The organism is Dactylosporangium thailandense (assembly GCF_059739745.1).
In genome coordinates, this window is sequence record NZ_AP029195.1 from 10,298,415 (window position 1) to 10,318,207 (window position 19,793).

Genomic DNA, 19,793 nt, shown 5'->3' on the forward strand with positions numbered 1-19,793 from the left:
AGGGCCTCGAAAATCGGTGTACCGCAACAGGTTCAGTGGCGATCATTGATCCGTGCGTAGTCCACGCCAGTTCCCGCTGCAGCTCGGCGCCCCCGGCACCGCGCCGGAGGCGCTGCTGCCCATCGTCGTCACGGTCGACGACGCCGACTCCCCGCGCGACGTCATCGACGCCCTTGCGCTGACCTCGTTCGTCACCGGCACCCAGCCGCACGCGGCCACCAAAGACCTCAACAACGTCCGCGACGACGCGACCCTCCTTCCGCCAGGAGTGCTCGTGCTGCGCACGACCATCAACGAGACCGAGCGCGCCAGCCTGGCCGCCGGCGATGGCTGGACCCTGCGCGCGGTGCACTGGCCGCGCAACAAGACCGCCACGGTGTCGGTCACCGCGACCAGCGCGGAGCTCAGCGACGAGATCATTGCGTCGGCGATCGACGGGATGACCGAAGAGCCGCCGCCGCTGGAGAAGGCCGTCTCGATGGGCTTCTGGTATGCCTCGGCGAACGGCCCGCAACGCAACCCGCGGCCCATTACCGCCGGTCCGTGGTCCGACATCCGGAACAACTATGCCCGCAGCGCCACGACGCAGTTCGACCGGCTGGTCGGGATCGACCGTACCTCGGTGCGGGGCCGGCTCCTGCTGCTGCACGGGCCGCCGGGCACGGGCAAGACCACAGTGCTGCGCGCGTTGGCCCACGAGTGGCGGGACTGGTGCCAGTTCGACTGCGTGCTCGACCCGGACTCGCTGTTCAGTAGCCCGGCCTACCTGATGGAGGTCGCGCTCAACCGGGCCGGCGACTGTTCGTGCCCGGACAAGAAGCACGAGAAGTGGCGGTTGCTCCTACTCGAAGACTGCGACGAGCTGATCCGCGGCGAGGCCAAGCAGCACGCCGGGCAGGCACTGTCCCGGCTGCTCAACCTGACCGACGGTCTACTCGGCCAAGGTCGTAAGGTCCTGGTGGCGATCACCACCAACGAGGATCTCGCCCGGCTGCACCCGGCTGTCGTTCGGCCGGGCCGCTGCCTGGCCCGGATCGAGGTACCTGCGTTGCCGTTCGGCGAGGCGGCGGCCTGGTTGGGCACGTCGGCCGGCATCCCACCCGACGGCGCGACCCTCGCCGAGTTGTACGCACTGCGTGACGACTTCGACACGACGGTCGAGCGCGAGCCGGTCCTCAGCGGCCAGTACCTGTAAACGCGTTGGACGACGTTCCGGATGAGGACGTGGGCGGTGGGGTCCGCCCCGGCCCGTCCTGGACATCTCCCCGGCGCTGCGGCCTTCGCACGACGGCACTACAGCACAGCCACACCAGGCTGGCACAACCATGATCGGGTACGCGCCGTCGAGGTCGTGCCGGTGAACTACGACGACGAAATCCAGTGGTCTACGGCATGGTCGGCGGGCACGCTGGTCACGGTGGCGCCGGTGGACCCCGCGCGGGTGGAGCCCGGCGACATCGTGCTGGCCAGAGTTGCCGGGACCACCTACCTGCACCTGGTGTCCGCGATCGACACGCCCGCCAGCCGCGCACAGATCGGCAACAAATCGCGGCAAGGTCAACGGGTGGACCAGTCATCACCGGGTTTACGGCATCCGCACCGCTGTTGACGGCATCGCCCGGCCCCGCGTGACCGGCAAGGCGTGTCTTGGACCGTCTGGAGCGGCCTTGTCCACAGTGGATGGACAGCTGAATTGGGTCGTAATCGGGCGGTCGAGCAGGTGCTGATCAAGGCTCTGGCCAGAGGCCCCGTCGTGAGGGACTGCGGATCAGAAGGTTAGGGGTTCGAGTCCCTTCGGGCGCGCAACATCAAGAGGCGGTTGACCTGTGGAAACGCAGATCAGCCGCCTCTCGCGTTTCGTCCACTGTGGACCTGTTGTGTTCCGAAAAGGGATCCGCTGTTTCGCAACGGTCCAGGTTGGGGCGTGCTGGCGGGGATCCGTTCGTGCCGGTTGGTCTGGATCTTGGACTGGGCGTCATGGCGTCAGCCAAAATCAAACAGGGTCCCCGGATCGTGATCCAGGCCGGCGCCGGCGTCGCATCGCGGTGCGGGCGTCAGCGGCAGCGCCGGCCGTCCGGGCTGTTGGCTCCATCGCCGTTCATCTGTCCGACCCGCTTGCGCGAGCGTCTGTGTCAGGACTGGGGGGCGGCGATGCCGATGTTGCAGTTGCTTGCAGCGGATCGTGCGAGTCATCGCGTCCAGTCAGGTTGAGGAGGCATCCGGTTGGGACGCATGACGGCATTCGATGAGTTTGTGCGGGCGCGCGGCTCGGTCTTGTTGCGCTTCGCCTATGTGCTGACCGGCGATCGCGGCATGGCTGAGGATCTCGTTCAGAATGCCCTGGTCAAGGTGTACCTGCGCTGGGACGGACGGGCAGCAATCGAGCGGCCGGAAGCGTACGCGCGGCAGATCATCGTCAACGAGTTTGTGAGCTGGTGGCGGAGGCGATCCAGCCGGGAGGTCGTCGGGCCGGTTCCCGATCAATCCGACGGTGATCACGCCGAGGGCGTGACGGAACGGGCTCGGGTACGGCGTGTGCTGTCGCATCTGCCGCGAAGGCAAAGGGCGGTTCTGGTCCTTCGGTACTACGAGGGACTTCCCGATCGGGAGATCGCGGCGCTGCTGGGATGTGCTGAGGGCACCGTGCGCAGCCTCGCCGCCCGGGCATTCAGCACGCTACGAAGCCACCCGGAGTTGGCCGACGAGATCGAACGCACGACGGCACGGCGGGAGGACAGGCAGTGAGTCGGTTGGAGGAGATCGTCCGGCAGGCCCTCGCGGAGCAGGGCGATCAGGCGCCCGACGACACGACGCTGTTGCCCGCCGTCCGTAGGCGAGCGTCACGCCGTTCCCGACGGCGCCGGTTGGCCGCCGTGCTCGGGGTCGCTGTCGTGCTCGTCGTGGGTGGCATCACGAACCGTGAGCTCGGCGATCCGGCCGCAACCGCTACGTCCGATCCGACCGGGCCCGTCGCGCTGGTCACGAACGGCTCCTGCGCCGGGCTGTCGGTCACCGCGCTCAGGCCTCCCACCACCGCCGGCGGCCCCACCACGCCGCTCGCGCACATCCGGCCCGGCAGCAGCGGGAACCTCGTCACCATGCCCGGGAACTCGATGATATTGCTGCAGGGTCAGGGGCCCTGCGTGGCCCAGCTGCGTTTCCACCCCGATGGGATCTTCCTGCAAGGGCCGGGGCCGTCCGGGGACTGGGGCTTCACCGACGGTATCGGCCTGGTCGTGTCGCATGGCCACACCGGCCGGACCCGCATCGACCTGTACCTCGACTGCACCGGAACCGCCGAGTGCGGGCCGCGAACCAAGCCCCTAGCGGTGATTACCGTCGATGTCACGGCTCCGGCGGTCGCGCCGATAACTCAGACGCCAAGGGCGAGCTGACCGTGACCCTCATCGCCGCTGGCTCGCCTCCGCCCACCTGGGTTCGCAGGACGGCACAACACCACCCAACAAGCGCGCTTCCACGGTGCGCGCTCTATGCCGCTGTCTTTGCGGGGCGCGGGGTCGGCGGGGCGTTGCGGCCACGGCTCTGAGGGGTGAGACATGGGACGTCTGCCGCAATCGGCGTGTCTGGGACGTGTCCGGAGCAGCCTCTGGCGCCGGACCTCGGTGTCCTGCGTCTCGGCCACGTTCTGCGCCATGACCGACATGCTCGGCGGCGCCGCCACGTTCAACGGGACGTACTGGTCGAGCGGCCAGGGCGATACCGGGGACAGCCGGACGGACGGACCGGTGATCTCCTGCGTCTCCGCCTCGTTCTGCGCCGGGGCAGCAGCTACCCGGCGGCCTACGTCTGGAACGGGACCACCTGGACCGTGACGCCCACGCCACCGGCGGCGATCACCTCCATCTCGTGCCCGGCGGCGAACTTCTGCGTCGCGGTCGGATACCAGTCGGCGATGTACTTCGACGGGACGCGGCGGAGCGCCGCGAACACCATCGCCCAGGATCAGGACGTCGAACTACACGGACACCGGCGGTTCGGTGCTCGCGTTCAACGGCGCCGGCTGGACCGCGCCCACCCGGCTGGCCACCGTGGGTGACCCGGTCCAGATCTCGTGCGGAGCGCCGTCCTTCTGCGCCGTGATCGACTACCAGGGCCGGACCACACGCTCGCATCCGCTGGGCGCCGGCCCGGGTCCAAGGCGCCGCGGGCGGACCGATGCAAGACGCGGCCGTGGCGCCGGATCGGCTCTGGCAGCGCGCCACCGACCCGTCGCGGCCCGGCACCCCATCCATTTCGAATACCGCGCCCACCGCAATCCCATGAGAGCACCTCACGGGGTCGCTAAAGAATCCCGCGCCACCTATACTTATTGGAGTCTGTCGTTATCAGTATTCGTCAATGGCGACCCGTGTGAGGGCGCCAGCGAATGCGCTGTCCACTTCCGTCTCATGGGGGAAATCACCTGTGCGCGTCAGCTTCGCCTCGGCTCCCGGATCCCCACTCAAATCGAATGAAGACATCGTCGGCGCCACCCCGCATGTCGCCGTCGTCCTCGACGGACTCACCTCCCCGGCCGATCTGGGCACCGGCTGCATTCACGGCACGAGCTGGTTCGTCACCCGTCTTTCGGCGGCCCTGATCGAGCAAAGCACTCGCTGCCCCGACAAGCCATTGACCGAATGCGCGGCCGTTGCCCTTGCCCGCGTCGCCGAATCCCACGCCGACACCTGCGATCTGGCTCACACCGGCACGCCCAGCAGCTCCATTGCCATGCTGCGCGAAAATAAGACCGGGTTCGAATATCTCTCGCTGGCCGACTCCGTCATAGTCCTCGACGGCCCTGACGGCATCAAGAAGATCTCCGACCTGCGTGCCGACGACTACGCCCAGGCCGAGCACAAAGAGACCCTGCGTTATCAGATCGGCACCCCAGAGCACCGGCAGGCCGTCAGCCGTCTGGTGGCCGCCCAGCGCCCGCACCGCAACACGCCCGGCGGCTACTGGGTCGCCGGCTCCAACCCCGATGTCGCCTATCACGCCCTGACCGGCACCATCGACCGCGCCCACCTCAGTCGCGCCGCTCTGCTCAGTGACGGGGCCTCGTGCCTCGTCGAGGACTACCACCTTTCCGACTGGGCCGGACTGCTCGACGTCCTCGACACCCGCGGCCCCAGCCACCTGATTCAGCAGGTGCGCGAAGCCGAGGATTCGGATCCCGATGGAAAACGCTGGCCGCGCTACAAGGCCAGCGATGACGCCACCGCGGTCCTCTGCCTGCCCGATCACCCCGCCTAGGCCCAATGCCTGCGTCGACGCCCCGCCAGCAAAATGCTGAGCGGGGCGTCGGTCTACGCGCGGCTCAGCTCCTGGTGTTCGCGAATGACTCCCGCGATCCGCGACACGTCGTCGACCGTCAGCGAATTGTGGATGGGGAGGCAGATACCGCCCTCGTATCCGGCCACGGCATTTGGAAAGTCGCGGTCGGAGGCATCCGGATCGCGCAACGACGCGAACGCGGGTTGGAGATGGAGCGGGTAGAAGAATGATCTCGGCTCGATCTGACACGACGTAAGGTGCTTCATGAGCGCCTCTGCGTCATCCACGAGAATCACGCAGCGGAAGGGGACCAGGTTGGCGCCCTCGGCAGCACCCAGGATGCGGAGGCCGCGAATTCCGCTCAACGCCTCGCGGTATGCGGCGTGGAGTTCCTGCTTCCTCCCGACAATCGTGCTCAGCTTGCGCAGTTGCACGCGCCCCAGAGCGGCCTGCATGTCGGTGATGCGAAGATTGAATCCCACGCTGGGATGGATGAACGTGCCGCTGTTCATACGTCCCTGATTCCGAAGCAGGCGCAGCCGCTCGTAGGTCTTCTCGTCCCGGCAGGTGACGAGCCCGCCTTCGCCGGTCGTGATCGTCTTGTCGGCGAAGAAGGAGAAGCAGCCCACGTCGCCGAACGTGCCGACGTGCTGGTCCCCGAAACGCACCCCCATGCCCTGGGCGGCGTCCTCGATGACCTGTATCCCCTTCCGGTCGGCGAACGCCGACACGGCGGCCATGTCACACGCCGTCCCGTAGAGGTGCACAGGCATGACAGCCCTCGTAGCCGACGTTGTCCGCCGTTCGGCATCCGCCAGGTCGATCTGGAACGTGGTCGGCTCGACATCGACGAACACCGGCCGGGCTCCGGTCAGCAGTACCGCCGACGCGGAGCCGACGAAGGTCGTGTCCGGTACGAGTACTTCGTCGCCCGAGCCGATGCCGAGCGCCAGAAGGCCCAGCGCCAGTGCCAGTGTGCCGTTCGGCGCGAGGACGGCGTACCGGGCGCCGACGTACTCCTTCAACTCCTCGACGAATGCCGCGGACTCCGGGCCCTCGGTGATCCAGCCCGACTCCACGACCCGGCGTACCGCATCAGCCTCCTCTTGGCCGATGTACGGCGACACCTGTCGAATCCAGCCGTCACCCGACATGATCGATCGATCCCTTCAGCGCCTTCGCGCGCGCGGCGAGGTACCACTCGTAGGTGTTGCGGAGCCCGTCGTCGAACGAGACGCGGGGGGCCCAGCCCATTTCCCTGATCCGGCTGGACTCGACCCACTTGCGCGGCGCGCCGTCCGGACGCGAAGGGTCGAAGCGGAGCTCACCGTCGAATCCGGCGATCGCGCAGATCTTCTCGGCGATCTCCCGGATCGAGCACTCGGACCCGCTCCCGACGTTCACCGTCTCGGGGGCCGAGTGGCGCTCCGCAAGGTAGACCAGCGCATCGGCGCAGTCGCTCACGTGAAGGAACTCGCGCTTGGGAGCACCCGAACCCCAGACCTCGAGCACGCCGGCCTTCGTCTCCACGGCGTGTCGAGCCTTTGACATCAGCGCCGGGATGACGTGCCCGCGACCTTCGTCGAAGTTGTCGTTCGGCCCGAACAGGCTCGTCGGCATGGCGGAGATGAAGTCGTGGCCGTACTGGATGCGATATGCCTCGGCCAGCTTCAGAGCCGAGATCTTCGCGATCGCGTACCACACATTCGTCGGCTCGATCGCGCCGGTGAGCAGCGAGCTCTCACGCATCGGCTGCTCCGCGTGCTTCGGGTAGATGCAGGAGGAGCCGAGCACCATCAGCTTCGGCACGTCGGTACGGACCGCGGCGGAGATGACCGACATGTTGATCGCCAGGTTGTCGGCGATGAAGTCAGCCGGGAAACTGGCGTTCGCGGCTATCCCGCCGACCCGGCCGGCCGCAATGAAGATCATCTCAGGCGCGACGTCCCTGACCCACCGCAACGTCGCATCGCTGTCGCGCAGGTCGAGCTCGTCACGGCCGACGGTAACCAGCTCGACATCGCTCGCCGCAAGGCGCTTGACGAGTGCCGAACCCACCATCCCCTTGTGCCCGGCAACCCACACACGGCGGCCGGCGAGCGGAAATATCACCTCGCTCGCGGGAGCGGCTCGAACACCTGGTTCGGCAAGCATCAGGTCCCCTTTCAGCTGCTGTGACTGTCGTGGCACAAGGTGTTGAGAAGGTGCCGCATGTCGATCTCTTCGGCGCCGCAGGCGATATCGACCAGGAGACGTTCGGTCGAGCGCAGCAGGCACTGGAGATCGGCGTCCGAAAAGAACTTCAGGTCGGTGCGCAGTCTCATGTCCGCCCGGTCGGAGAATTCGTAGATGTCCAGGGCGAGGTCGGTGAAGCGCACCCCGTCCTCGGGGTTTCTGGCAACGCAGACGCCGCGATCCGGCAGTTGCCTCAGCTCCTCGCGCGAAACGCCGAGCTGTCCCTCGATCCGACGCAGCTCGTCGCCGCGCAATTCCGCGCCAAGGCCCTGGATGGGTGTCGTCAAATTCCAGTTGACCAGATACGGGAAGAACACCTCTTTCCCGTGCTCCGCCTTCATCTCGTCGTAAGATTTCTTCATGAGCTCGGGATCGTAGATCCCGTAGCGGTAGGCCAGGAGTGTGGCGTTGCCTGTCTGGCGGCAGAATTCCTCGAACGTCGGCACCGCGACGTCGACCGAAAGACCCGTGGACTGGGCGATTTTGGCGACCGCCATCTGAAGGTTCGGGTTGAATCTGTTCCCGCTCGTCAACGCCAGGGGAAATCTGTCCTTCGACACCTTGGCGGAGAGTGCGGCGCAGTACGCCGCCAAGGCGACACTCAAAGCGCTCACGTTCAGTCGCTGGGCGATCTGCTGTGCCGCTACCACCACGGCCGGTGACGTGAGCTGGAACTCCCGCAGCGGTGTCACCGAACGGTCCATCAGAGGTTCGTCAACATCGGCCAAATCGCGGAATATGGCGCAATGGTGTCTGGCGGACCTCTCCGCCAATGCTTGCCCGGCCGGGCTTGCTTCGAACTCGACTATCTGGTGCGGCTGCCATGCGGAAGACGTCAGGACGGTCAGGCTGAGACTCCGCCGGCAGATCTCCTGACACGCGATCTCCGCGCCCATGTTGTCTGCGGAAGCGTGATGTATGGCCAAGTAGACGTAGACCGGCCGGCCATCGAAAGTGACCACCGCGACTCGCACCGGAACCTCGTCGGGCTCGGGCGACAAGGGGCCGAGCAGCGCGACAACCTCCGCCGCGTCGAGCCGGGGCGACGTGGCGGACAGCTCGGTCACGGAGATTTCACCGGCGCCCAGTATTTCTTGAAGCCATCGGCCGTCCCTCTGGAGGTAGCGCGTTCGAAGAGCCTCATGTGCCTCGCAGGTCATGCGAATCGCCTCGAGCACGCTTTCGAGGACGACGGGGCCGCCGTCCAGCGTGCCGAATTTGGTGACGTACACGAGATTCCCGGGGCCGCGCGAACGTATGTAGCCAAGCATCTCGCCCTGCGCCCAGCCGAGCTCGTAGACGCCTGCGTTGCAGTCCGAGTAGCGCACGCTGTGCTGCTTCAGAATCTTCACGACAGGGCCCTTCCACGTATTGTCTGCAGCAAGGTGTCCAGATTCTCCAAGCCGCCCAGGACGACCTCCATCGGAAGGCCGAAGTCAATGAGGCAGGCGATCTCATCGACGCCCATCCGGCCGAACTCCTCGGCGACGGGAAGGGCCTGATCGACCGTGCCGATGAGACTGCCGCCGTGCAGGTATTTCTCATACGCCGGCTGAACGGCGAGGCGAGCGAGCTTCAGCCTGCTCTGGGCATTCGGGTGGGAGTCGTCCCCGGGCCGCATCAGGTTCATCGCGCTCATGAGGTAGTCCTCCAACGGGCCGCGGACCTCCTGTTCGACCTCGCGTTCCGTGGGCCCGACGTAGGCGTGGAGCATGAGCGCGACATGTCCCGAGCCGGGGTGTCCACCGTCGCGAAAAGCCGCGCGATATTCCTGGATGCGTTGGGCCAGCACCGCGGGAGTCTGTGAGGCCAGATGGGTCAGCACACCGACCCCTAGGCGTCCGGCCGCGACGAATGTTTCGGGGCTGCCTCCCGACGTGAGCCAGAGCGGAATCCCCGTCTCCCGCAGGGCATGCACGGCCTCGGTGGTCAACCGAACGCGGTCCTCGAAGCCGGTCGAGTTCAGGACGAAATCGCCGCGATTCCATCCCGAGGCGAGCGACACGCCGGCCCGCCCGTTCGAGGACGTGTTGATCAGCCGCCAATCCTGCGCAATCTGCTCCGGGTTGTGCAGCGGCGCGACGACACTTCCGGCGCGCACCGCGACCCTCTCCGTCACAGCCGCAACGGCCGCTCCGGTGACCGCGGGATTCGGATAGTTTCCGCCGAAGCGATGGAAGTGGCGCTCGGGCGTCCACACGGCGGCAAAACCGTGAGTATCGGCGAACCGCGCGCCGTGCAGCAGAAGGTCGTACCGTCGCGCGGCTTGCCGGGTCGAATCATCCGCGAAGTAGAACAGGCTGAGATCCACGATCGGACTTCCTTTCTCCGGCACGGCCGACTCCTGGGGCAGGTTCCCCGGACCGGCTACCGGCCGAGGTATTCGGTGCTGTGATCGGGCCCGTGAGCCAGGAACCCCGCCACCGCTCGCTGGTGATCCGCTGTACCCGAGACGCGGTGCGCCACGGCCGGCAGGACGGCATCGGCCGCAACCACACCGCCACGGCTGTACTCCCTGATGACCTGCTTCGTCGCCGCATGCGCCCGGGTGGGCCCCTTGGCGAGGCCCAGCGCGAATTCGCGTGCCGCATCGGCAAACGTCGCAGGCTCGAACAGGGCGTTGACGACCCCCCAGTCCGCAAGCGTCGACGCCCGGTACAGGCTGCCCGTCATCACGAGCTCCCGCGCTCGTGAAACGCCGGCCCGCTCCGCCAGGCGTTGCGTGCCGCCCATCGCCGGTGTGAACGCGACTCTGCGCTCGACCAATCCGAACCGCGCACTGCCCACGGCGACGATGAAGTCGCAGGCGAGCGCGATCTCGAAGGCGGCGGTGAGCGTGAGTGAGTGGGCCGCGAACACGGTGGGACACGGCAGCCGCTCCAACGCCTGGACGATACGCAGATTGCGGCGCCAGTACCGCTCCACCTGGTCGGCGGGGGTGTCGCGGAAGATTCGGACGTCGACTCCCGCGCTGACGACCCGCCCCGCCGCTCTGATCAGCAGGGCTCGCGGCGCATGGTGTTCCAACCAGTCGACGACTGCGAACCACGCCTGCCACATGTCCTCGTCGAAGAGGTTGTGCGGCGGATTGTTCACGGTGACCACCGCAAGCGGGCCGTCCATCGCCAGCCGCAGCCGGCCATGGAGATCGTTCGGGACCGCGCGCGTCGCGGTGCCGCCCTCATCGGACCCGGGAACCGAGCCGCTCACGATGGCCGCCGGAAGATGCTGATGGCATTGTTTCCGCCGAACCCGAATGCGTTGTTCTGAACGTGACGGACGTCCGGGACCGGGCGGGCCGCTCCCGTGACGAGATCCAGGTCGAGCTCGATCTCGCTTGCGTCGATCGCGGTCGGCGGCACCAGGCGATGCCTCAGCGTCAGGCAGGCCGCAACGGCGCCGGCCGCGCCCGCGGCGCCCATCATGTGGCCGATCGTGCCCTTGACGGCCGTCACCGCGGCGTGAGGAAAGTCTTCGACGAAGATGCTGCCCTCGATCGCGTCGTTGATCCGGCTGCCGGTGCCGTGGGCATAGATCACATCGATGGCGGACGCCTCCAGGCCGGCTTCTTCGAGGGCACGGCGATGGCACGACCTGACCCCCACAGGATCAGGGGCCGTCGGGTGGCTGGCGTCGTTGCTGATCGACGCCGCGACCAGTTCCGCATAAGGCACCTGGTCCGGACGCAGAGCGCGTTCGGTCTGCAGGACCAACGCCCCGGCGCCCTCGGCGGGCGTCACGAAGCGTCGAACTCGCGAGAACGGCCGGCACGCCGTCGGTCCGATGGCCTGCAGGCTGCTGAAACCGATGATGTTCTTCTGTGAGTAGGCATCGCAGCCCACCACCACCGCGGTCTCGGCAAGACCCGACCTGAGTGCGTCCCGCGCACAGGAGAGTGCGGCATTCGTCGACGCGCAGGTCGCCTGAACCACGAAGGCCGGCCCCGCACTGCCTACGACCCGAGCGACTGATGACCCGATGCCGGCACTCGAGAAGCGTCCGGACCCGTCACCGACGCCCGCGTAGACCGCCTCGAGCACGTCGCCCTGGCCGTCACTGGTGCCGACGCACACCACAGCGCGCGACAGGGAGGGGTCTGCGACGCACAGGCCGGCGTCTGCGATGGCCTCCGTCGCGGCGTACGCGGCGTAGACCTCCGCCATCCGAGGTCTCGTACCCGCCGGGATCCTGTTCGCGGCCATGGCGGCCTCGCGAGCCGACTCAGGTACCCACGCCCCGATCGCGCCGGCCTTCATGCCCTCGTAGAGGGGCGGCAGGTCGCCGAAGAGGGGTGCGGTCGAGCAGAGGCCGTCCCAGTAGGCGTGCCTGCCGGCTCCCGCCGGCGAGATGATTCCGACACCCGTCACAAACACCCTTGGCGCGGCGGTCGTCATCGGGTGCTCCGTTGCGCGCCTGCACCCGGCGCTGACAAGCGGGTGATCATCACCTTCCCGCGAGGCCCTCCGGAGCCGAGACATTCCATGCTGACGACCTCGCCGATCTCCATCCGGCGGGCGGTCCGGAAAAGATCCGTCAGCGCGAAGGCGCCGTTGCGGCCGTAGTCATCGCGCGGAGCCGCGACCGGCCCACGCAGCGATGTCCGGGGCAGCCTCGACCCACCGGCCTCGTCTTCTCCGGGTGGCTCGGCGAACTCGAAGCGCGCCTCGAACTCGGACCCCGCCGTGAGGCAGGTGTGTACGAGCCCGGACTCACACGCGAGTTCCGGCGCTTCCTTCGCGGCGTCCTCACGGGCTTCCACGCAATAGACGTCGCCCACCAGCAGCCTGCTCCCGGCGCTCTGCGGATAGCCCAGGCCACACAGCGCCTGCCAGAACGCCATGATCGGCGTGAGGATGCCGGCGTTGATCGTGTAGTTTCCGCCGGTCGCTCCGATACGCATGCTGAGAAACGCCGCAGCGGAGCTCGAGGTCGCACCCGGGAAGTACTGCGGGGACAGCCGCCGCCCCTGCGACTGGGCCGCACGTTGCAGCCCCAGCAGCGCAGGAGTGTTTCCGTACTCGGTGCCGATGACAACGATCTGGTTCGCAGTCGATTCGGACGGGTCGAGTGACTTGCCCACTACATAGAGGCAGGTGCGGGTGAACCAGTCGCGATAGCGGTCACCCTCAGAGCCGATGACGTCGTAGAGATCTCCGGGCGGAGCCGAAGGTTCGGAGGAGTCCCCTGGTATGTCGAGCGCAACGAGGTCAACCTCGCCAAAACTGAACTGGAACACGAATTCACCTTCAGCGGCCTTCGTAACTCATGCGGGCTACGAGCTTCACGGGTACGCCCACCGCACCGTGCCTGATCAACGGCTCTTCCTCGTGGTCCCCGCGAATCCGCCAGAGAACATTGCGGGGAGATCTCGTGGGCGGCCAGTCGTCCGCGTCGACGACGCCCCAGCGCGCGAGCGTGTCCAGAAAGAACGGATCCGCGGCGACCCAGCGCCCGTTCACGTCGACCTCGAGCCACATGTGGGGCACGAGAAAGGGGGAGCCCACGAAGTATCCCGATGCCTGGCGAACCACCAGGTCGGCTTCGGCGGCCACCCCGGCGAGGTGGATGTTCGCCGATCTGCAGTCGGCGATGCGATGCGTGCGGAGAAACTCCATATCTTGGGCCAGCTCGGGAATGAGCCGGTGGAAGTGGAGCTTTCCAGCCTCCCGGACGAGAGCCGAGAAACCGTTCCGGAAAACGTGGTCGTCGTTCAGCAGCCGCACGTCCAGCTCGGTTTTCCAGCCGGTCCGGTCATGGACCACCGGGCCCACCGACCGGCGCTCGATCTGCGAGCTCACGGTGAAGTCACCATCGTGGTCGCACCCAGCCGCATGCCCTGGGACCGGGCAGGACCATGCGATCTGTACGGTGCAGCGAGCCGTGGCCAGGCGGGCGGGGTCCTTGAACGATCGGGTCCAGAGCGACATGGCGGCACGGCTCGCCGACGGAAGCCCCAGATCCAGCCCCAGATTCTCCAGGTCCAGCGGATCGAAGGCGACGTGACCGTGCCGGATCTCGCAGGGGAAGCCCATATCGACAAGGATGTCGACGAATTCGCTGTCGACGCCGTAGACCGCATGTGCCTGCGCGCGCGACACGCTGTAAGACCTGGACCACTCTGGCTTCACCAGCGCACGACCCAAAGCCCGCTCGAGCTCCTGCGGATCAACCTGTTTACGCAATGTCGGTCAGGCCCTTGGCGCGCGCCAGCTCTGTAACGGCCTCGGCAAGATGGTCGCGCGTAGCTTCGATGTCGACCGAATAGACGAGTTCCTCGACGCCCAGCGCAGAGATCTCCTGGATCTCCTCGGGCCGCAGGGCCGTGCCCACCGCGACGGCCAGTCGTGCCGGCCTCCCATGCGTCGCCTGGAACTGTTCTCGCACAAGCCCGGCCCGCTGCGCGATCTGGTCGACGGCGAGCTCGCCGGCGATGAGGACGCCGGCATTCAGCTCCGGGGGAATTCCGGGTACGGGCCCGTCGCCGTGGTCCGCGAACCAGAACGTCGGATCCGGCCGCCGCGGAGCGGGGTATGTGCGGACGCTGTACTCCTCGTCGCCCGGCCCGGCCCGGAGCACGTGTTTTCCGCTCCAGAGCTCACGGATGGAGAGGATCCGCGCACCGGCGCGGTCTCCCCTGAGCCTCGAGAGCAGTTCGACGCGCGCGTCCGAGAGGTTGTCCACAACTGACCAGTCCTCCGCCACTCGCAGAGGATCGGATGCCGGCGGCTCCGCCACCTCGACCCGCACCCGGATACGCCGGGTGTTGACCGACACGGCCGCGGCCACGAGAGCAGGATTGTGCCGAGCCTCGTCGGCGTCGTGTCTGCCGTCGGTCAGCCATATCGAGTGGAAGCCACAGGACTCCGCGATTCGCGCGGCTTCCACCACCGCACACCAGCCCTCGGTCTCCCAATCCTTTCCTGAGCCGATGACCACCGACAGTCCGCAGAGACGCGAAATCGTCATCTCCCACTCTCCGTCTCCACGAGAAGAACGTCCCACAGGTGCGTGGTGGCCGTGCTCAATCGTTCGAACCGTTCATCGATGCGGCTCGCGATCGAACTGGAGGACGTCGCTGCGAACTTCAGCGACTGCAGGCCGAGTACTCGCCACTCATCCATGAGCGACCGGCACAGATCGGCGACGTAGTCGGGCACCTCGGCCCGGCGCAATGATCGTTCGAGCAGTCTCAGACTCGGAAGAACGTAGAGAACGTTCACATGGTCGAAGAGACGCCGTGCCGCATGCTTGGCGGTGTCCGCGGGGCCGGCCAGGGCTTCCGCGCACAGCAGCCGGTATTCGTGGACAGCGTTGAAGTAGCAGGAGTTTCCGCGGTACGCCTTCGCCTGTCGCAGCAGGCCCGCCGCTGCGATGCGCGTGCTGTCGGCCGGATGCGGGTGTGCCGCGACCAACGTGTGAAAACGTCCCATGTGATCGAGGGACTTCGAGCGTAAGCGGTCGAGGATCGCGCCTTCCAGCGCGCTGTCCGTCATCCAGACAACACAGGAATAGCGGTTGCGGTCGTCGACGAGCGAGTCGAAAACCTTGATCCGCCGCAGATCCGGGGACAGCTCCAGGATCAGGACGGCGTGCATGAAGCCGGGATGGGACGAGTAGACATCGGAATAGTCCAGGTGCGCGGAGTTGACCCAGACGACGACACCGGCATGCTCGGCCAGCAGGTCACGGAGTTGCTCGCGCCACCCGTCCGGCCTGATTGCCAGGGCTCGAGGCTCGTACCCCAGCGCGGTCAAGCCGGACAGCACGACGGCCTCGACTCCGAACACAAGCTCCGGGCACGACCGTTCGTCCAGCCCGGCCCGCAGAAGGTAGCCGTCTCCCGCTTCCATGATCGCCGGCTCCTCGACCTCCTGACCAAGCAGGACTGCCAGCTGCTCGAAACTCCCCGAGAAGCAGTTGTGTGCCGCCACGGGGAACTGCTCGACCTGGCCCGCCTTCATGTGGTCTGTGTGAGATCCCACGGACAGGCGCTTACAGCTCGCCGAGCGCGGCGATGAGACGTTCCGGGTCGTGGTTCTCGGTGCGCGCCAGAAGTGCCAGCAACATCCGCTCGATGCCGAAGGCGATGCACATGGAGTGCATGGCCGGGCCCTCCGCCGCCACGCCGATCCGGAACGACGTGGTGAACAGATCCCGGTGCAGGTTGCGAGAGCCGATGGCGACCTCGCTCCCGTCGTCCCAGGGAACCGATATCTCCCGCTTGACGCCACGCGCCAACTGCACCCTGCGCGTCACCTCCGCGCGGTCGCCGTAGAAGACGTCATTCGCAGTCTTGACGGAGACCTCGCCGTGGAGGTTCCTGACCAGGTCGACGGCCGCATTGAACGCCGACTCGCCCTGGCTCACCACCGAGTCCTCGTCGCCGATGAAGACGAACTCGCGCATCGTGAAACTCGCCAGCCGGAAGACCTCGGCCGACGGCTCGAAGCGATGGCAGGTCCCGCGCGCCGTGAAGCAGCGCAGGTCCCAGCGCTCGTCGATGTCCGCCAGGTGGGCGAAGGTGTGGTAGCAGGTGGACGGACTGAGTACCCACTCGTCGTGCTTCGAGATGTCGGCCGAAGCGGCCTCGTGGGGCACCGCGCTCATGGGAATACAGGGGAGCTTGTCGAAGAAGTCGATCGTCTCGAGCACGTCCCGCTGCAACAGTGTCGTGCAGGAATGGGAGGTGAGCGGGAAGCGCTGCTCGAAGAAGCGGACCAGCGCGCGGTCCAGCGCCTCGAAGGCGTCGAAGAGCCGGCCATGGAAGCGGTAGCCGATGAGCCCGGTCGCGTTCGTCACCGATGAGAGCGACCGGTTGGCCCGCAACTCGTCGAGCATCACACTGCCGCGCACCGGGGACAGCTGCTGCTTGCCGTTCATGGCGCCACCGCCCGGCTGACCTCGAGCCAAAGCTCCTCGACCGTTCCCACGTCCGCCGAAAGCTCGTCGCGCAACTCGACGCCGTATTCGGCCTCCAGGTTCACGATGAGATCCAGGAGCACCAGCGAGTCGATGCCCAACTCACTCCGCAGGTTCTGCTCGCCGGTGATCGGCAGATCGTCCGGAAGCTCCGCGACGGATCGCAATATGGCTTCGAACCGAACATCCAACATTGTCGCTCTGCCCTCTTTTCCTCCAGATGGTGTGGGACTACGCAAGGTACTTCAGCACGGTGAGCCGTAGGCTGCGAATGCTCTTGAAGGTCTCGAAGGACAGGTCCTCGTCGGACAACGTGACGTTGAAAACCTGCTCAACCGCCACGACGATTCCGATCGTGCCCACCGAGTTCAGGCCGAGGTCCGTCAGATTGTCATCCGTGCCGAGAGGAGCGCGGGGTTCGAGATCCGGGCAGTATTCACGGACAATTTCTTCCAGCTGTGCGTCTATCGTTTCCGTACTCATGATGTACCTCGCCCATCGGGGAGTCGAGAGTCAGGCGGCGGCGCTCGTGTGATCACGAACGTTGCGCGAGCACCAATTTGAGGTCTTCTTCGACCATCAGCGAAGCGAGCTCCGGCACCAGCGTCTTGGGTTTCCAGCCGAGTTCGACGGCGGCCTTCGAGGCGTCGCCGATCAGCGAGTCCACCTCCGTCGGGCGCAGGTAACGCTCGTCGAACCTGACGTACCGTTGCCAGTCCAGCCCGACGTGACCGAAGGCCTGCTCCGCGAAATCCCTGACCGTGTATGCGGTCCCGGTGGCGATGACGTAATCGCTCGGTTCGTCGGCCTGCAGCATGAGCCACATCGCCTCGACGTACTCCTTGGCGTATCCCCAGTCCCGCACGGCCTCCAGGTTGCCCAGGTGGAGCTCCGTGTCGTAGCCGGCTTTGATCCGCGCGACCGCATGCGTGATCTTGCGTGTGACGAACGCCTTGCCCCGTCGCGGCGACTCGTGGTTGAACATGATGCCGTTCGCGACGAACATGCCGTGTGCCTCCCGGTAGTTCCGGGCCACCCAATATGCGTAGGTCTTGGCCGCGCCGTAGGGACTCCGCGGCCAGAATGCGGTGTCCTCGTTCTGCGGTGGCGGCGAGGCGCCGAACATCTCGGAACTGGACGCCTGGTAAAAGCGGCATTCGAGATCGATCAGCCTGATCGCTTCCAGGATCCGGGTCGTCCCCATGCCGGTGATGTCACCGGTGAACTCGGGCTGGTCGAAGCTGGCCCGAACGTCGGTCTGGGCGGCGAGGTGATACACCTCGTCGGGCTGGATCTGCTGGAGGAGGCCCATCAAACGCGAGCCCTCGGTGAGATCCCCGTAGTGCAGATGCAGCCCGGACCCCGCGGTGTGCAACGCGGTGCTCAGATGTGCCAGGCGCTCGACGTTGGGTGTGGACGCGCGTCGGACGACCCCGTGAACCTCGTATCCTTTGTCCAGCAGCAGTTCCGCCAGATATGAGCCGTCCTGGCCGGTCAGACCGGTAATGAATGCCTTTTTGGTCATATCCTTGCTATTCCCCGTTAAATAGAATTCCAGCAGCTGTCGGCGGCGGCGGGGGAAGGCGATCTTCTCAGTCGCCCGCTGTCCAATGCGCGGGGGTTATCCACTCCGACACGACGTCGCGATGGTCCGGCGTGTACCAATGGCGCGGGTGGACGATCTCGGCCGAACCGGAGAGGAAGGCCCCCCACCAGGAGAAGGACGAATTGGCTATGACGAGCCGGCTGCATCGTGACATGCATGCGAGGTCGAGGAAACCGAACGGCTGGCACGTCATCCGAGCCCCATCGAGAAACGGCATGTTGTCCGTGACCCATTGCGGATCGTCGGTGAAGACGATGACATTTCTCGCCGAGAAGCGTTCGATCGCGTTGCGGTAGTAGCTCACCGTCGGCAACGGATATTTGTCCGGGTAGAGCAGGTAGTCGCCGCGTCGAACATGGACGCCGGTCACATCCCCGCGCTCGAGCACGTCGCCGTAGAGCGCGTCGACTTCGTCGAGGACATGCCTTGCCGGTGTCAGGTACTCCCTGACCTGCTGCTCATACGGCCACCACAGCCGGATGTCCTGGAGTACGAACCTGTCCACCGGCGTGAGGTAGTCGACCAGATCCGACACCTGGATGTCGTTCTCGTCGGGAAGTGCGAACCACGAGCGCGGCAGATTGAACGCGTCGGCGTAGATCCAGGCCGGCAGCCGGATCGGCAGGCCGTGCTCCAGCGAGCGGCCAATCACCGCGGCGATCTGCCACAGCTGGTTACCGAGCCGACCCTCGAGCCCGAGGGTGGAGAACGTGACCGCACGCTCACGCACTGTGCGACACCTCCTGCGGATTGATCGCCGATGCCGCGGCCCGATGTGTGGCGCCCAGAAGCCGGGCGAGACGCTGATAGTGCGTGAAGTGAGATCCGGCGATGACCGAATCGTCGTCCAGCCCCGGATATCCGCCCGACCAGTCGCTGACCTGGCCGTGCGCTTCGGAGATCAGCAGCGAGGTGGCAAGCCGCGTCGCCGGATCGGCCACCCGACCGACGAAACACGCCGCGCGGCCCTCGGCCACGTCGAGCAGGGCGAGCGTTTCCGATCCGACCGGCACTGTGTGGTAGCCGGATTCGGAGAGCGCTTTCTCGAACGCGTCCAGTCGGTCCTCGGCAGGCACGGACCAGCCCACGCTCAGCACTGATGCGTCTTGCGGGGTGTCCGAGCCCGTCACCTCATGTCGCGGCACGGATCGCGCGCCGAGCGTCGTGCTGTGAATCGATCCGGTAGTCGAGACGTACACCGCGGCACTGGTCACGACGCCGGCCGTCGTCCAGGCAAGGCAGGTGGTGTAGCCGACAGCGGATCCGGTGTCGTCATGCACCGCCGAGGATCCGAGATGCCAGGGCGTCCGGCCGGCTCTATTCGGCGGCCCGCCGGGTGGGCAGGCGCGCATCAGAAAGTCGGAAACCTTCTGATTAGCTTCGATGTGATCCGCGCTGTCAACTGCATTCAGAACGGCCGCCTGGACCGTTTCTACTTGTTCCTGGAGTGCATTGACCCACATATTGCCTTCCTTCGCAGTGTCTCATGTGTCGCTTCGACCCAGTCATGGCCCGGCGCGAGGCAGCCTGCGAACCCCGTGGCGTGAATAATCGACGCCCGTGAGTCGGCTTGTCAAGGCCGACTGGGGCCATCCGGTGCGCCCGGAGGCGTGGAACCTGACTATGTGCGTGGTTGATTCTTTGGAGAGGGGCGGGCTCCGAAGTGGGATCGTCCGCTACTTTCGGTGATCGTGCTCGCGCGACCCGTCCGGCGGCTTTGGCCTGCTCATCGTCCCTGCTTCGCCGCGTGCCGCGG

22 protein-coding genes are annotated in these 19,793 nt (G+C 66.4%); 5 read left to right on the forward strand and 17 right to left on the reverse strand.

Features of this window, described 5'->3' with window-relative positions; translation table 11 throughout:
* The first annotated feature begins 52 nt into the window (after positions 1-52).
* The 4 genes from AC6JBM_RS45875 to AC6JBM_RS45890 all read left to right on the forward strand — a co-directional run bounded on the left by AC6JBM_RS45875 (position 53) and on the right by AC6JBM_RS45890 (position 3,395).
* Positions 53-1,195 (forward strand): DUF5925 domain-containing protein, encoded by a 1,143-nt coding sequence (locus tag AC6JBM_RS45875; RefSeq protein ID WP_497979944.1) that lies wholly within the window; start codon positions 53-55, stop codon positions 1,193-1,195.
* Positions 1,196-1,357: 162 nt separating this feature from the next.
* Positions 1,358-1,609 (forward strand): hypothetical protein, encoded by a 252-nt coding sequence (locus tag AC6JBM_RS45880; RefSeq protein WP_497979945.1) that lies wholly within the window; start codon positions 1,358-1,360, stop codon positions 1,607-1,609.
* Positions 1,610-2,232: 623 nt separating this feature from the next.
* The gene (locus tag AC6JBM_RS45885; RefSeq protein WP_497979946.1) at positions 2,233-2,745 is read left to right on the forward strand and encodes a SigE family RNA polymerase sigma factor; all 513 of its coding nucleotides are present in this window, start codon (positions 2,233-2,235) and stop codon (positions 2,743-2,745) included.
* Between the two features lie 5 nt (positions 2,746-2,750).
* A complete protein-coding gene (locus AC6JBM_RS45890; protein ID WP_497979947.1) occupies positions 2,751-3,395 on the forward strand; it encodes a hypothetical protein in 645 nt (214 codons plus the stop codon).
* 406 nt (positions 3,396-3,801) lie between these two features.
* On the opposite strand, the gene AC6JBM_RS45895 is transcribed toward AC6JBM_RS45890, so the two are convergent.
* Complete coding sequence (locus AC6JBM_RS45895; RefSeq protein ID WP_497979948.1) at positions 3,802-3,954, reverse strand: hypothetical protein; 153 nt, start codon at positions 3,952-3,954, stop codon at positions 3,802-3,804.
* A 471-nt stretch (positions 3,955-4,425) separates the two neighbouring features.
* Between AC6JBM_RS45895 and AC6JBM_RS45900 the strand changes: the two genes are divergently transcribed.
* Positions 4,426-5,256 carry a hypothetical protein gene (locus AC6JBM_RS45900; protein WP_497979949.1) on the forward strand — a complete coding sequence of 277 codons (831 nt, stop codon included), beginning with the start codon at positions 4,426-4,428 and terminating at the stop codon, positions 5,254-5,256.
* Positions 5,257-5,309: 53 nt separating this feature from the next.
* On the opposite strand, the gene AC6JBM_RS45905 is transcribed toward AC6JBM_RS45900, so the two are convergent.
* The 16 genes from AC6JBM_RS45905 to AC6JBM_RS45980 all read right to left on the reverse strand — a co-directional run bounded on the left by AC6JBM_RS45905 (position 5,310) and on the right by AC6JBM_RS45980 (position 19,500).
* Entirely contained in the window at positions 5,310-6,431 is a 1,122-nt protein-coding gene (locus tag AC6JBM_RS45905; protein WP_497979950.1) for a DegT/DnrJ/EryC1/StrS family aminotransferase, read from the reverse strand.
* The gene (locus AC6JBM_RS45910; RefSeq protein WP_497979951.1) at positions 6,421-7,431 is read right to left on the reverse strand and encodes a GDP-L-fucose synthase family protein; all 1,011 of its coding nucleotides are present in this window, start codon (positions 7,429-7,431) and stop codon (positions 6,421-6,423) included. The genes AC6JBM_RS45905 and AC6JBM_RS45910 overlap by 11 nt, the downstream gene beginning before the upstream one ends.
* An 11-nt stretch (positions 7,432-7,442) precedes the next feature.
* Entirely contained in the window at positions 7,443-8,864 is a 1,422-nt protein-coding gene (locus tag AC6JBM_RS45915; RefSeq protein WP_497979952.1) for a condensation domain-containing protein, read from the reverse strand.
* Complete coding sequence (locus AC6JBM_RS45920) at positions 8,861-9,823, reverse strand: LLM class flavin-dependent oxidoreductase (RefSeq protein WP_497979953.1); 963 nt, start codon at positions 9,821-9,823, stop codon at positions 8,861-8,863. The genes AC6JBM_RS45915 and AC6JBM_RS45920 overlap by 4 nt, the downstream gene beginning before the upstream one ends.
* A gap of 56 nt (positions 9,824-9,879) precedes the next feature.
* Positions 9,880-10,722 carry an enoyl-CoA hydratase/isomerase family protein gene (locus tag AC6JBM_RS45925; protein WP_497979954.1) on the reverse strand — a complete coding sequence of 281 codons (843 nt, stop codon included), beginning with the start codon at positions 10,720-10,722 and terminating at the stop codon, positions 9,880-9,882.
* The gene (locus AC6JBM_RS45930) at positions 10,719-11,906 is read right to left on the reverse strand and encodes a beta-ketoacyl synthase N-terminal-like domain-containing protein (RefSeq protein ID WP_497979955.1); all 1,188 of its coding nucleotides are present in this window, start codon (positions 11,904-11,906) and stop codon (positions 10,719-10,721) included. The genes AC6JBM_RS45925 and AC6JBM_RS45930 overlap by 4 nt, the downstream gene beginning before the upstream one ends.
* On the reverse strand, positions 11,903-12,748 hold the full coding sequence (locus AC6JBM_RS45935; RefSeq protein WP_497979956.1) for a hypothetical protein: 846 nt from the start codon (positions 12,746-12,748) through the stop codon (positions 11,903-11,905). The genes AC6JBM_RS45930 and AC6JBM_RS45935 overlap by 4 nt, the downstream gene beginning before the upstream one ends.
* Positions 12,749-12,758: 10 nt before the next feature.
* Positions 12,759-13,610 carry a hypothetical protein gene (locus AC6JBM_RS45940; protein WP_497979957.1) on the reverse strand — a complete coding sequence of 284 codons (852 nt, stop codon included), beginning with the start codon at positions 13,608-13,610 and terminating at the stop codon, positions 12,759-12,761.
* Between the two features lie 76 nt (positions 13,611-13,686).
* Positions 13,687-14,478, reverse strand: a complete 792-nt coding sequence (locus AC6JBM_RS45945) for an LLM class flavin-dependent oxidoreductase (RefSeq protein ID WP_497979958.1) — start codon at positions 14,476-14,478, stop codon at positions 13,687-13,689.
* Complete coding sequence (locus tag AC6JBM_RS45950; protein WP_497979959.1) at positions 14,475-15,473, reverse strand: hypothetical protein; 999 nt, start codon at positions 15,471-15,473, stop codon at positions 14,475-14,477. The genes AC6JBM_RS45945 and AC6JBM_RS45950 overlap by 4 nt, the downstream gene beginning before the upstream one ends.
* Before the next feature lie 31 nt (positions 15,474-15,504).
* The gene (locus AC6JBM_RS45955; RefSeq protein WP_497979960.1) at positions 15,505-16,392 is read right to left on the reverse strand and encodes a class-II aminoacyl-tRNA synthetase family protein; all 888 of its coding nucleotides are present in this window, start codon (positions 16,390-16,392) and stop codon (positions 15,505-15,507) included.
* Positions 16,389-16,625: an acyl carrier protein gene (locus tag AC6JBM_RS45960; protein ID WP_497979961.1), complete on the reverse strand. Its 237-nt coding sequence runs from the start codon at positions 16,623-16,625 to the stop codon at positions 16,389-16,391. Before AC6JBM_RS45960 ends, AC6JBM_RS45955 begins: the two co-directional genes overlap by 4 nt.
* A 37-nt stretch (positions 16,626-16,662) precedes the next feature.
* Entirely contained in the window at positions 16,663-16,914 is a 252-nt protein-coding gene (locus tag AC6JBM_RS45965; protein WP_497979962.1) for a phosphopantetheine-binding protein, read from the reverse strand.
* A 52-nt stretch (positions 16,915-16,966) separates the two neighbouring features.
* Entirely contained in the window at positions 16,967-17,956 is a 990-nt protein-coding gene (gene gmd / locus AC6JBM_RS45970) for a GDP-mannose 4,6-dehydratase (RefSeq protein WP_497979963.1), read from the reverse strand.
* 67 nt (positions 17,957-18,023) lie between these two features.
* A complete protein-coding gene (locus AC6JBM_RS45975) occupies positions 18,024-18,767 on the reverse strand; it encodes an alpha-1,2-fucosyltransferase (protein ID WP_497979964.1) in 744 nt (247 codons plus the stop codon).
* Positions 18,760-19,500, reverse strand: a complete 741-nt coding sequence (locus tag AC6JBM_RS45980) for a hypothetical protein (protein WP_497979965.1) — start codon at positions 19,498-19,500, stop codon at positions 18,760-18,762. The genes AC6JBM_RS45975 and AC6JBM_RS45980 overlap by 8 nt, the downstream gene beginning before the upstream one ends.
* Positions 19,501-19,793 lie beyond the last annotated feature (293 nt).

What these genes read in the sequence shown, in the direction of transcription:
- AC6JBM_RS45885 (WP_497979946.1), top strand. Translation starts at nt 2,233, where the DNA reads ATGACGGCATTCGATGAGTTTGTGCGGGCGCGCGGCTCGGTCTTGTTG.
- AC6JBM_RS45895 (WP_497979948.1), bottom strand. Translation starts at nt 3,954, where the DNA reads ATGGTGTTCGCGGCGCTCCGCCGCGTCCCGTCGAAGTACATCGCCGAC.
- AC6JBM_RS45905 (WP_497979950.1), bottom strand. Translation starts at nt 6,431, where the DNA reads ATGTCGGGTGACGGCTGGATTCGACAGGTGTCGCCGTACATCGGCCAA.
- AC6JBM_RS45910 (WP_497979951.1), bottom strand. Translation starts at nt 7,431, where the DNA reads ATGCTTGCCGAACCAGGTGTTCGAGCCGCTCCCGCGAGCGAGGTGATA.
- AC6JBM_RS45930 (WP_497979955.1), bottom strand. Translation starts at nt 11,906, where the DNA reads ATGACGACCGCCGCGCCAAGGGTGTTTGTGACGGGTGTCGGAATCATC.
- AC6JBM_RS45945 (WP_497979958.1), bottom strand. Translation starts at nt 14,478, where the DNA reads ATGACGATTTCGCGTCTCTGCGGACTGTCGGTGGTCATCGGCTCAGGA.
- AC6JBM_RS45950 (WP_497979959.1), bottom strand. Translation starts at nt 15,473, where the DNA reads ATGAAGGCGGGCCAGGTCGAGCAGTTCCCCGTGGCGGCACACAACTGC.
- AC6JBM_RS45955 (WP_497979960.1), bottom strand. Translation starts at nt 16,392, where the DNA reads ATGAACGGCAAGCAGCAGCTGTCCCCGGTGCGCGGCAGTGTGATGCTC.
- AC6JBM_RS45960 (WP_497979961.1), bottom strand. Translation starts at nt 16,625, where the DNA reads ATGTTGGATGTTCGGTTCGAAGCCATATTGCGATCCGTCGCGGAGCTT.
- AC6JBM_RS45965 (WP_497979962.1), bottom strand. Translation starts at nt 16,914, where the DNA reads ATGAGTACGGAAACGATAGACGCACAGCTGGAAGAAATTGTCCGTGAA.
- gmd (WP_497979963.1), bottom strand. Translation starts at nt 17,956, where the DNA reads ATGACCAAAAAGGCATTCATTACCGGTCTGACCGGCCAGGACGGCTCA.
- AC6JBM_RS45980 (WP_497979965.1), bottom strand. Translation starts at nt 19,500, where the DNA reads ATGTGGGTCAATGCACTCCAGGAACAAGTAGAAACGGTCCAGGCGGCC.